Origin of the sequence: Salmonella sp. SAL04213 (genome assembly GCF_046550535.1) — a bacterium.
In the GTDB taxonomy this organism is placed as follows: Bacteria; Pseudomonadota; Gammaproteobacteria; order Enterobacterales; family Enterobacteriaceae; genus Salmonella; species Salmonella enterica.
The window spans coordinates 250,376-262,488 of sequence record NZ_JBGDXS010000004.1; the positions used below are offsets into that span (position 1 = coordinate 250,376).

Genomic DNA, 12,113 nt, shown 5'->3' on the forward strand with positions numbered 1-12,113 from the left:
TTGCTCAATTACGTTATTTCACACCGCTATTAAGAGAATCCCCAAATGTGCTCTGGCTCTCAAAAAAACGCTGAAAACCACAGAAGAAAAAAGCGATCGCGATCGAATCCTGGCAAATAAACAAAAAACCGTAATATATAGATAAGAAATGACAATTGTCATCCGCCGTTTGCTGTGATGAATTTCGCATAACGTTTCAGGCGCAAAATAATTTGTCATCATTCGCCAGACCGTTATGTCAGCCGTTTTGATAGTATCCATGAGTCCAGGTTCACTTTTGCAGGATATATCCTCATGTTTGATAAACGTCACCGCATCACTCTGTTATTTAACGCGAATAAAGCCTATGACCGTCAGGTAGTGGAGGGGGTGGGTGAATATTTACAAGCCTCGCAATCCGAATGGGATATATTTATTGAGGAAGATTTCCGTGCCCGTATCGATAACATTAAAGAGTGGTTAGGCGACGGCGTTATTGCCGATTACGATGATGACGATATCGCGCAATTATTAGCCGATGTCGACGTACCCATTGTCGGGGTCGGCGGTTCTTACCATCTTGCTGAAAATTATCCCGCCGTTCATTACATCGCCACCGATAATCATGCGCTCGTTGAAAGCGCTTTCCTGCATTTAAAAGAAAAAGGCGTTAACCGCTTCGCGTTTTACGGTTTGCCCGACTCCAGCCGCAAACATTGGGCGGCGGAACGGGAATACGCCTTTCGCCAGCTGGTCGCCGAGGAAAAATACCGCGGCGTAGTCTATCAGGGACTGGAAACCGCGCCGGAAAACTGGCAGCACGCGCAAAATCGCCTCGCCGACTGGCTTCAGACGCTGCCGCCGCAAACCGGCATCATTGCCGTAACGGATGCCCGTGCCCGCCACGTATTGCAGGCCTGTGAACATCTGCATATTCCGGTGCCGGAAAAACTTTGCGTTATCGGTATTGATAACGAAGAGTTAACCCGTTATCTGTCACGCGTGGCGCTTTCCTCCGTCGCGCAGGGGGCGCGGCAAATGGGCTATCAGGCGGCGAAACTGCTGCACCGTTTGCTGGCGCGCGAAGAGATGCCGTTACAGCGCATTCTGGTGCCGCCGGTGCGCGTCATTGCGCGCCGCTCGACAGACTATCGCTCCCTGACCGATCCGGCGGTTATCCAGGCGATGCACTTTATTCGTAACCATGCCTGTAAGGGCATTAAAGTCGAGCAGGTGCTGGACGCGGTTGGGATTTCACGTTCAAACCTGGAAAAACGTTTTAAGGAAGAAGTTGGCGAGACGATACATGCGCTGATCCACGCCGAAAAGCTGGAAAAAGCGCGTAGTTTGTTGATTTCCACCACGTTGGCGATAAACGAAATTTCGCAAATGTGCGGCTACCCGTCGCTGCAATATTTCTATTCGGTGTTTAAAAAGGAGTACGTCACTACGCCTAAGGAGTATCGCGACCAGCATAGTGAAGCGTTGTTGTAGTTTATCCAGCCTACAGACGCCTTGTAAGCCGGATAGCGTAGCGCCATCCGGCACACAGAATTACATATGCGCGGCGATCAGACGCTGGTTGTCCTGGTACATCGCGAACAAGTAGTTGTTATAGCGCGACCCCTGGGTAGAGTAACCCTTCAGCTTATGAATCATCGCCGTGGCGGTGACTTCCTGATCCGCCTTACGCAGTTGGGCGCGCGACTTGCGGAAAGAAGAATAAGCCGGATGCGTGTTCAGGTTGGCGACATACGCGCTCACCGACTCCTCAACCGACGCGAATTGCGAGTAACCTTTCACCTTACCCGGCGTATTGGTACAACGCCCTTTCGTGCACTTCATGCCGAACAGGTTATTGTTGCTACGCGCCAGTTTAGAGGTTCCCCAGCCGCTTTCCGCCGCCGCCATCGTCGCCACCATGCTGGTTGGGATAATGTCGACGCGCTCCAGCAACGTATTCCACGGAATACGACGCGTGTTGCCGGACCAGCTCACTTTATAGCGCTTCGCGATATCTTTCATACGCGCGCGCTCAGACGGCGACCAGCGGTTCTGGTACTGTTTTGAGATCAGCCAATTACGGTCCGCGGTAATCGCGGCATTTTGGCTGGTGATGTAAGGCATAACGGTCCGGAGAAACGCTTTTTTTCTGGGGGTTCCGGAAGGGTATTTTCGCAAATCAGGAAGTGAACTGCTCTTTGCACTATTGCGAGAATACTCTTGTTTACTGCTAACCTGTTTATAACTTGTCTCAGTTATGTGGGACTTTTGACTCGTTTGTGTTGCGTGCGTCTTTGCCAGCACCTCACCCGAAAATGCGATGGTGAGTAACATAAGAATCATTGCCCCATATCGTCGCATGGGAGTCAATATCATTAGGTCTCCTGGTCGGATTGATACATTCCAACACCTTTTATTTTTCACGAAGTTAAGGTTTGAACCCCAAATTCTAGCAAAAATAGGCTTAAAAAGCACCTCAGGGAATAGTCTTAATCCGAAACTATGTCAACTATTAACGATAACAGGCAGCAATAATGCCAATAAAATGTGGTGCTTATCGCAAATAGAGGCGTTTTTTTGCGCCTCGTCGCTCACCCTCGCGCCTCCTCCTGCGCGACTCTCTGCTGGGGAGGAGTTCATTCGCCTAAAAACCAGGCAAGCTGATGAATATTGCCCACAAAGGATAGCGTGATGAAACTTGCCGCCTTCGCTCTGACGCTGATACCCGGTATCGCGATCGCCTCATCATGGACCTCGCCCGGTTTTCCGACGTTCTCGACGCAGGAAACCGGGCGCTTTACCAGCCATGCTGCATTAACAAAAGGTACACGCGCGTTAACGCTCCATATTGACCAGCAGTGCTGGCAGCCCTCCGGCGCCATAAAACTCAACCAGATGTTGTCGTTAAAACCCTGCGAAGGCGCGCCGCCGCAATGGCGTTTGTTTAAAGATGGCGACTATACGATAACGGTAGATACCCGCTCCGGTACGCCGACCCTGCTGTTATCGATAAAAACTGAACCTGAACGCACCGCGCAGCTCGCCCGTCAGTGTCCCGTCTGGGATGGTTCGCCGCTCACGCTGGATGTCCACCAGACCTTTCCGGAAGGGACGGTAGTGCGCGATTATTACAGTGGTCAAACCGATACCGTCCAAAACGGGCAAATCACGCTGCGACCTGCCGACAGCCACGGGCTTTTATTGCTGGAACGCGCGGAAACCCATGCATCAGCGCCTTTTAACTGGCGCAACGCCACCGTTTATTTTGTGCTTACGGATCGCTTTCGCAATGGCGAGCCAACCAACGACCACAGCTATGGTCGCCATAAGGATGGTATGCAAGAGATTGGCACTTTCCACGGCGGCGATTTACGTGGGTTGACGAGTCAACTGGACTATCTACAGCAATTAGGCGTGAACGCCTTGTGGATAAGCTCGCCGTTTGAACAGATCCACGGCTGGGTCGGCGGCGGAGCAAAAGGCGATTTTCCTCATTACGCCTATCACGGCTATTACACTCAGGACTGGACGACGCTGGATGCCAATATGGGCAGCGAAGCCGATCTCCGCGCGCTGGTCGACGGCGCGCACCAGCGCGGCATCCGTATTTTATTTGACGTAGTAATGAATCATGCCGGTTACGCCACGCTGGCGGATATGCAGGAGTATCAGTTCGGCGCGCTCTATTTATCCGGCGCGGAACGGCAAAAAATTCTCGGCGATCGCTGGACAAACTGGCGACCCGCCGCCGGACAAAGCTGGCACAGCTTTAACGACTACATCAACTTCAGCGACAGCGCCGCCTGGGAAAAATGGTGGGGGAAAAAGTGGATTCGTACCGATATTGGCGACTACGACAGTCCGGGATTTGACGATTTAACCCTGTCGCTGGCCTTCCTGCCGGATATAAAAACGGAATCTACCACGCCTTCCGGCCTACCCGTGTTCTATGCCAACAAACCCGATACTAAAGCAAAGTTCATTGAGGGCTATACGCCACGGGATTATCTGACTCACTGGTTAAGCCAGTGGGTGCATGATTACGGCATTGACGGGTTCCGGGTCGATACTGCCAAAAACGTTGAGCTTCCTGCCTGGCAACAGCTAAAAACCCAGGCCAGCGCGGCGTTACGTGAATGGAAGCAGGCCAATCCGGACAAAGCGCTGGATGATAGCCCGTTCTGGATGACTGGCGAAGCGTGGGGCCACGGCGTCATGAAAAGTGATTATTATCGCTATGGTTTCGACGCGATGATCAATTTTGATTATCAGGAGCAGGCGGCGAAAGCGGTCGATTGCCTGGCTGAAATGGGGCCAGTCTGGCAGCAGATGGCGGATAAAATGCAGGATTTCAACGTATTAAGTTACCTCTCCTCGCATGATACGCGCCTTTTCCGTGAGGGCGGTGATAAGGCGGCGGAACTGCTGCTGCTTTCGCCGGGCGCGGTGCAGATCTTTTACGGCGATGAATCCGCTCGTCCCTTCGGCCCCACCGGCTCCGACCCGCTGCAAGGCACCCGTTCAGATATGAACTGGCAGGACGTGAGCGGAAAGTCAGCCGCAGCCGTCGCGCACTGGCAGCGTATTAGCCAGTTCCGCGCCAGACATCCCGCCATCGGCGCAGGCCAACAAACCACGCTGACGCTAAAACACGGGTACGGTTTTGTACGCCAGTACGGCGACGATACGGTGATGGTCGTCTGGGCGGGCCGCCGCTAATCGTGGCGCTACCGGTCTCCTCGCGTACCGGTAGCCCCTTCAAAATAAAAAACTAACCTGATAAAAATTTGTAGCATAAAACATCAACACTACCGCCTGACCCCCATTTGCGCCCCGCCATTTGTAGCGTTATGGTTATCCACTTTGACAGACAGTTCGATAGATCACCCGTTATGACATTTTCACTTTTCGGCGATAAATTTACCCGCCATTCAGGCATTACCCGCCTGATGGAGGATCTCAACGACGGCTTACGCACGCCAGGCGCCATCATGCTTGGCGGCGGTAACCCGGCACATATCCCTGCAATGCAGGATTATTTCCAGACGCTACTGACAGATATGGTAGAAAGCGGCAAAGCCGCTGATGCGCTTTGTAATTATGACGGTCCCCAGGGAAAAACGGCGCTACTGAATGCACTGGCCGTACTGCTACGTGAAACGCTGGGATGGGATATCGAACCACAGAATATTGCGCTGACAAATGGCAGTCAGAGCGCGTTTTTCTACTTATTTAATCTCTTCGCCGGACGTCGCGCCGACGGCAGTACGAAAAAGGTACTATTCCCGCTTGCGCCGGAATACATCGGCTATGCGGATTCCGGTCTGGAAGACGACCTCTTCGTTTCGGCGCGCCCGAATATTGAGCTGCTGCCGGAAGGCCAGTTTAAGTATCACGTCGATTTTGAGCATCTGCACATCGGCGAAGAAACGGGGATGATTTGCGTCTCGCGCCCGACCAACCCAACCGGTAACGTTATCACCGACGAAGAGCTGATGAAGCTGGACAGACTGGCGAATCAGCACAACATCCCACTGGTGATTGATAACGCTTACGGCGTACCGTTTCCGGGCATTATCTTTAGCGAGGCGCGCCCGCTGTGGAATCCCAATATTATCCTATGCATGAGCCTCTCGAAGCTGGGGCTGCCCGGTTCCCGCTGCGGGATTATCATCGCCAATGATAAGACGATTTCCGCCATTGCCAACATGAACGGCATCATCAGCCTTGCGCCCGGCGGCATGGGTCCGGCGATGATGTGCGAAATGATTAAGCGTAACGATCTGCTGCGGCTGTCGGAAACGGTTATCAAACCTTTCTACTATCAGCGCGTTCAACAGACTATCGCGATCATTCGTCGCTATTTATCCGAAGAACGCTGCCTGATTCATAAACCGGAAGGCGCAATATTTTTGTGGCTGTGGTTTAAAGATCTGCCGATTACCACCGAGCTACTCTATCAACGCTTGAAAGCGCGCGGCGTGCTGATGGTGCCGGGCCACTATTTCTTTCCCGGACTGGATAAACCCTGGCCGCACACACACCAGTGTATGCGGATGAACTACGTGCCTGAACCGGATAAAATCGAGGCGGGCGTAAAAATTCTGGCAGAAGAGATAGAACGCGCCTGGCGTGAAGGCTGACGGCTATTCCGGCCATCATGCAGGCCGGAACGACGTTCAGAAAGGTTGAGAATAGAGGCGCTGGCGCTGCACGTGTGCTGCGTCAACGCACTGTAACGCACTGGTCGGGCAGGCTTCCACGCACGCCGGCCCCGCTTCCCGATGCCAGCAAAGATCGCATTTAATCGCCTGCGCGCCTGACGCGGACGCCACCACGGTCATCGCACCAAACGGGCAAGCCAGCATACAGCTTTTACAACCAATGCAGCGCGATGGCGTCACGAAGATATGCCCCCGGTCACGGCGAATCGCCTGTACCGGGCAGACATTCGCGCACGGCGCGTCCTCACACTGATGGCAGACCGTGGCCGTGGTGAAGCTATCCTCTTTTATCACCCGGATACGCGGCACAAAGTCCGCCGTCATCACCGCCGCGCTATTCTGCTGTTCCTGATGCGACACCACGCAGGCGACCTCGCAGGTACGACACCCGATACACGCCGACGCATCCGCCATAATAAACCGGTTCATTGTTCTCCCCCTGCGTTAAAACGCCAGAATGCCAGAGAGCCATTCCCCGCCGCTTTGATCCCACTACGCAAACGGACAAATTTTGTCAGATGCCTGATAAAACCTGGCGAGCTGTCTTATTCGCGAACGGTAAATCCCAGCTCATTAGAGATAGCCTGTGCGGTTTCACGCAACGGTTTGAGCAGATTTTTCTCGCCGATCTGTTTTAGCCGTGACGTCGACAGTGAAATAGAAATGGCGTAAGGCACTCGATGGTGAATATCAAACACAGGCACAGCAATACAGGAAACGCCCAGTTCATTTTCTTCGCGATCCATCGCCATGCTGGTTTCACGAATTTGCGCCAGCTCATCGTACATTGCTGGTAAATCGGTAATGGTATTACGAGTCAGCGGCTGGATCTGATCTTTATGGCTTTCCCAGTAAGACGCCACATAATCCGGCTGACCAAACGCCATATAAATTTTCCCCATCGCCGAGCAGTACAGCGGCATATGCTGGCCAATGTAGGCACGCGTGCGCAGCATACCGGTGGTCGGTTCCAGCTTATAAATCAGGATAGCGTGGTCATCTTCACGGCTGGAAAAATTCACCGTCTCGCCGGTGGCCAGGTTGAGCGCCTCAAGGTGCGGTGCCGCAACGTGGATGATATTCAGCGATGACAGGGCTTTTTGGCCGACGGCAATAAACTTTGTCGTCAGACGGTAGCTCCCGGCCGCCGGCGCTGGCGTCACGTATCCGCAGGATTGAAGCCCCTGCAACAAACGATGGACGGTACTCTTGTTCAACCCCGCCAGCTCCGACAGGTGCGCCAGTGGGCAACCGTTCGGGTAGTTACTCAAAATTTCTATCAACATCAGGCCACGAAACAGGCTCTGACTCCCCGCAGGCTTCTCTTTATCGTTGTTCTGGCTCATCAGAAAACTCTCTCCTTTCTTGGGCGATCAGATGGTAGCTCAAAGTGTGTTGCAGTTCACGATATCAGCATAAAAAACATAACCCAATGATTTTAATCGTTTTTAAAAACCTTCTCTGGCGTTGCCATGTCAATTTTTGATCTATATATTTGGAACTAGATTTCGCATTATGAAATTTATCGACAAAAAAACATACTAAAATTTCTAACAATCGACCAGGAGAACAGGGATGAAAGTAACTTTCGAAGAGTTAAAAGGGGCCTTCTACCGCGTCTTGCGGTCGCGGAATATTGCGGAAGATACCGCCGACGCCTGCGCGGAAATGTTCGCTCGCACCACTGAGTCCGGTGTCTATTCCCACGGCGTGAACCGCTTTCCCCGCTTCATTCAGCAACTGGATAACGGCGACATTATTCCTGATGCTAAACCGCAGCGAGTTACCAGCCTCGGCGCCATCGAACAGTGGGATGCTCAGCGCGCTATCGGCAACCTGACGGCGAAAAAGATGATGGACCGGGCCATCGAGCTGGCTTCCGATCATGGTATTGGCCTGGTGGCGTTACGTAATGCTAACCACTGGATGCGCGGCGGCAGCTACGGCTGGCAGGCGGCGGAAAAAGGCTATATCGGCATTTGCTGGACCAACTCCATCGCCGTCATGCCGCCGTGGGGGGCGAAAGAGTGCCGTATCGGTACCAATCCGCTGATCGTCGCCATCCCGTCTACGCCGATCACGATGGTGGATATGTCGATGTCGATGTTCTCCTACGGAATGTTAGAAGTTAACCGTCTGGCGGGCCGCGAACTGCCGGTGGATGGCGGTTTCGACGATAACGGTCAGTTGACCAAAGAACCGGGCGTTATCGAGAAAAATCGCCGCATTTTACCGATGGGTTACTGGAAAGGATCTGGTCTGTCGATTGTGCTGGACATGATTGCCACCCTGCTTTCCAACGGCTCTTCCGTTGCCGAAGTGACCCAGGAAAACAGCGATGAATATGGCGTTTCGCAGATTTTCATCGCCATAGAAGTGGATAAGCTGATCGATGGTGCAACCCGCGACGCCAAACTGCAGCGGATTATGGATTTCATCACCACCGCTGAACGCGCCGACGACAACGTCGCGATTCGGCTGCCCGGCCACGAATTTACCAAACTGCTGGATGACAACCGCCGTCACGGTATCACCATTGACGACAGCGTCTGGGCTAAAATTCAGGCGCTGTAAGGAGCCACATCATGATTTTTGGACATATCGCGCAGCCTGATCCGTGCCGGTTACCGTCGGCCATAGAGCAGGCGCTCGATTTCCTGCGCAATACGGACTTTCGCACGCTGGAACCTGGCGTAGTGGAAATCGACGGCAAAAATATCTTCGCGCAGATTATCGATATGACCACCCGCGATGCTGCTGAAAATCGTCCGGAAGTCCATCGCCGCTATCTGGATATTCAGTTTCTGGCATGGGGTGAAGAGAAAATTGGGGTTGCCATTGATACCGGTAATAATCAAATCAGCGAGTCATTATTAGAACAGCGCGATATTATTTTTTATCACGACAGTGAACATGAATCATTCATTGAAATGATACCGGGAAGTTATGCCCTGTTTTTCCCGCAGGATGTTCATCGTCCAGGTTGTAATAAAAGCATTGCTACGCCGATACGGAAAATAGTCGTAAAAGTCGCCATAGACGTTTTATAAAATAGAGTTTACTGGAGCACAAAATGAAAAATAATACCGGTTATATTATCGGTGCGTACCCTTGTGCACCCTCATTTCACCAGAAGAGTGAAGAGGAAGAGACGGAATTCTGGCGGCAACTCTCTGATACTCCGGATATCCGGGGGCTGGAGCAGCCTTGTCTTGAACATCTTCACCCGCTCGGCGACGAGTGGTTATTGCGCCATACACCGGGAAACTGGCAAATCGTGGTCACCGCGATAATGGAAACCATGCGCCGCCGTAGCGAAAACGGCGGTTTTGGATTAGCGTCCAGTGACGAGGAACAGCGTAAAGCCTGCGTGGAGTACTATCGTCATCTGCATCAGAAGATCAATAAAATCAATGGGAACAATACCGGCAAAGTTATAGCCCTTGAGCTTCATGCCGCTCCTCTGGCGGGCAATCCGAACGTGGCGCAGGCAACCGACGCCTTTGCGCGCTCATTAAAAGAGATTGCCAACTGGGACTGGTCCTGCGACCTGGTGCTTGAACACTGCGACGCGATGACCGGCCCCGCACCGCGCAAAGGATTCTTACCGTTAGTAAACGTACTGGAAACTATTGCCGACTATGACATAAGCGTCTGCATTAACTGGGCGCGCTCCGCTATTGAAGGGCGGGATACCTCTCTACCGCTGATCCACACGCAGCAGGCCAAACAGGCTGGAAAACTCGGGGCGCTGATGTTCTCCGGTACAACGCTGGATGGAGAATACGGCGAATGGCAGGACCTCCATGCTCCGTTTGCACCTTTCTGTCCACAAAGCCTGATGACGGAGAAACATGTTCAAGAACTGATTACCGCCGCCGCTCCCGAACTGTTGCAGTTTACCGGTATTAAATTGTTGGAAATCAATGCCAGCGCCGATATTAATCACCGCATAAATATATTACGCGATGGTATTAACATGATGAAAAAGGCCACACGCCGCTAACCTGAATTAAACATCATCACCTTAATTCTCGGCCTGCAACTCAACGTTGCGCCGACCTAATATAAACCAAACATAAGAAATTAAGTTCCACTATTCAGCATCGAAAGAAATAAGTTTCTATAACCTGATGGAGTCGTTATGAAGCGGGTACTTGAGGGCATACTTGCGGTATTAATTGCCGTACTTTCCTGCATTGTATTTATTAACGTTATTTTACGTTACGGTTTTGAGAGCAGTATTTTGTCGGTAGATGAACTATCACGTTATCTATTTGTATGGCTGACGTTTATTGGCGCCATCGTTGCATTTATGGATAACGCTCACGTTCAGGTCACTTTTGTGGTGGAAAAACTTTCGCCAACGAATCAGCGTCGTCTCTCGCTGCTGACGCATTCACTGATTTTATTGTTATGCATCGCATTAGGCTGGGGCAGCCTGCAAAAAGCGTTGCAGGACTGGAGCGATCACTCGCCAATCCTCGGTTTACCGATCGGCCTGATGTATATCGCCTGTCTGCCCACAAGCGTTGCTATCGCGTTAATCGAGCTGCGTCGGCTTTATCACTTAATAACGCGTAACGATTCCTTTCAACAACCACAGCAAGGAGCCTAATCATGGCCGTGGTGATATTTCTCTGCTGCCTGCTCGGCGGGATCGCGATAGGTTTACCCATCGCCTGGTCGCTGCTGCTTTGCGGCGCTGCTCTGATGGCATACCTGGATATGTTTGACGTGCAGATTATGGCGCAAACTCTGGTTAACGGCGCGGACAGTTTCTCCCTGCTGGCCATTCCCTTTTTTGTTTTGGCCGGTGAAATCATGAACGCGGGCGGCCTGTCAAAGCGAATTGTCGACCTGCCGATGAAGCTGGTCGGCCATAAGCCCGGCGGCCTGGGCTACGTGGGCGTCATTGCGGCAATGATTATGGCCAGCCTTTCCGGCTCTGCGGTAGCAGATACCGCTGCGGTCGCCGCGCTGCTGGTGCCGATGATGCGCTCCGCAAACTATCCGATCAACCGCTCCGTTGGGTTAATCGCTTCCGGCGGGATCATTGCGCCAATTATTCCCCCCTCGATTCCTTTTATTATCTTCGGCGTTTCCAGCGGCTTGTCGATCAGCAAGCTGTTTATGGCCGGGATCGCACCGGGCATCATGATGGGCGCGGCGCTTATGCTCACCTGGTGGTGGCAGGCCGGGCGATTAAATCTCCCTTCTCAGCCTAAAGCAACACCGCGTGAAATCTGGCAATCATTGGTTTCAGGTATCTGGGCGCTGTTTTTACCGGTGATTATCATCGGCGGCTTCCGTTCCGGACTTTTCACGCCAACGGAGGCAGGGGCGGTCGCCGCGTTTTACGCCCTCTTTGTCGCCGTGGTTATCTATCGGGAATTAACGTTTTCCAGTCTCTACCACGTGCTGGTCAATGCCGCCAAAACGACGTCAGTCGTCATGTTTCTGGTGGCCGCGGCCCAGGTATCCGCCTGGCTGATTACGATCGCGGAATTACCCATGATGGTGTCAGATTTGCTGCAGCCGCTGGTCGACTCTCCGCGACTCTTATTTATCGTCATTATGATCTCAATTATGGTCGTCGGTATGGTGATGGATTTGACGCCAACGGTGTTAATTCTTACCCCTGTATTATTGCCATTAGTTAAAGAAGCCAATATTGACCCGATTTATTTCGGCGTCATGTTCATTATTAACTGCTCTATTGGATTAATCACACCGCCCGTTGGCAACGTCCTCAACGTTATTTCCGGGGTAGCAAAATTGAAATTTGATGACGCGGTAAGAGGCGTATTCCCTTACGTTGTCGTCCTGATGTCGCTGCTGGTTTTATTTATTTTTATTCCCGAGCTAATTATCACACCGCTTAAATGGATTAATTAAAGGATAATA

The 12,113-nt window shown here is 52.2% G+C and carries 11 protein-coding genes; 8 read left to right on the top strand and 3 right to left on the bottom strand.

Annotated features, from left to right (window positions below):
* Positions 1 to 294 precede the first annotated feature (294 nt).
* On the top strand, positions 295 to 1,473 hold the full coding sequence (gene xylR, locus ACLJPQ_RS12980; protein ID WP_000459824.1) for a D-xylose utilization transcriptional activator XylR: 1,179 nt from the start codon (positions 295 to 297) through the stop codon (positions 1,471 to 1,473).
* A 60-nt stretch (positions 1,474 to 1,533) separates the two neighbouring features.
* Here xylR and ACLJPQ_RS12985 read toward each other — a convergent pair whose 3' ends face one another.
* Entirely contained in the window at positions 1,534 to 2,358 is an 825-nt protein-coding gene (locus tag ACLJPQ_RS12985) for a protein bax (RefSeq protein ID WP_001575119.1), read from the bottom strand.
* 315 nt (positions 2,359 to 2,673) lie between these two features.
* Between ACLJPQ_RS12985 and ACLJPQ_RS12990 the strand changes: the two genes are divergently transcribed.
* Both ACLJPQ_RS12990 and avtA read left to right on the top strand, forming a co-directional pair.
* A complete protein-coding gene (locus tag ACLJPQ_RS12990; protein ID WP_080184961.1) occupies positions 2,674 to 4,701 on the top strand; it encodes an alpha-amylase in 2,028 nt (675 codons plus the stop codon).
* Between the two features lie 173 nt (positions 4,702 to 4,874).
* The gene (avtA, locus tag ACLJPQ_RS12995; protein WP_000144379.1) at positions 4,875 to 6,125 is read left to right on the top strand and encodes a valine--pyruvate transaminase; all 1,251 of its coding nucleotides are present in this window, start codon (positions 4,875 to 4,877) and stop codon (positions 6,123 to 6,125) included.
* Between the two features lie 36 nt (positions 6,126 to 6,161).
* On the opposite strand, the gene ACLJPQ_RS13000 is transcribed toward avtA, so the two are convergent.
* Positions 6,162 to 6,635, bottom strand: a complete 474-nt coding sequence (locus ACLJPQ_RS13000) for a 4Fe-4S dicluster domain-containing protein (RefSeq protein ID WP_001078809.1) — start codon at positions 6,633 to 6,635, stop codon at positions 6,162 to 6,164.
* A gap of 116 nt (positions 6,636 to 6,751) precedes the next feature.
* On the bottom strand, positions 6,752 to 7,552 hold the full coding sequence (gene yiaJ, locus ACLJPQ_RS13005; protein WP_000081338.1) for an IclR family transcriptional regulator YiaJ: 801 nt from the start codon (positions 7,550 to 7,552) through the stop codon (positions 6,752 to 6,754).
* A 229-nt stretch (positions 7,553 to 7,781) separates the two neighbouring features.
* Between yiaJ and yiaK the strand changes: the two genes are divergently transcribed.
* The 5 genes from yiaK to yiaN all read left to right on the top strand — a co-directional run bounded on the left by yiaK (position 7,782) and on the right by yiaN (position 12,104).
* Positions 7,782 to 8,780 (top strand): 3-dehydro-L-gulonate 2-dehydrogenase, encoded by a 999-nt coding sequence (gene yiaK, locus ACLJPQ_RS13010; RefSeq protein ID WP_000869008.1) that lies wholly within the window; start codon positions 7,782 to 7,784, stop codon positions 8,778 to 8,780.
* An 11-nt stretch (positions 8,781 to 8,791) separates the two neighbouring features.
* A complete protein-coding gene (locus tag ACLJPQ_RS13015; protein WP_000576056.1) occupies positions 8,792 to 9,256 on the top strand; it encodes a YhcH/YjgK/YiaL family protein in 465 nt (154 codons plus the stop codon).
* Positions 9,257 to 9,279: 23 nt separating this feature from the next.
* A complete protein-coding gene (locus tag ACLJPQ_RS13020) occupies positions 9,280 to 10,212 on the top strand; it encodes a DUF4862 family protein (protein WP_047606889.1) in 933 nt (310 codons plus the stop codon).
* Between the two features lie 138 nt (positions 10,213 to 10,350).
* Positions 10,351 to 10,824, top strand: a complete 474-nt coding sequence (gene yiaM, locus ACLJPQ_RS13025; RefSeq protein WP_020899370.1) for a 2,3-diketo-L-gulonate TRAP transporter small permease YiaM — start codon at positions 10,351 to 10,353, stop codon at positions 10,822 to 10,824.
* Positions 10,825 to 10,826: 2 nt separating this feature from the next.
* The gene (yiaN, locus tag ACLJPQ_RS13030) at positions 10,827 to 12,104 is read left to right on the top strand and encodes a 2,3-diketo-L-gulonate TRAP transporter large permease YiaN (protein ID WP_000301822.1); all 1,278 of its coding nucleotides are present in this window, start codon (positions 10,827 to 10,829) and stop codon (positions 12,102 to 12,104) included.
* Positions 12,105 to 12,113 lie beyond the last annotated feature (9 nt).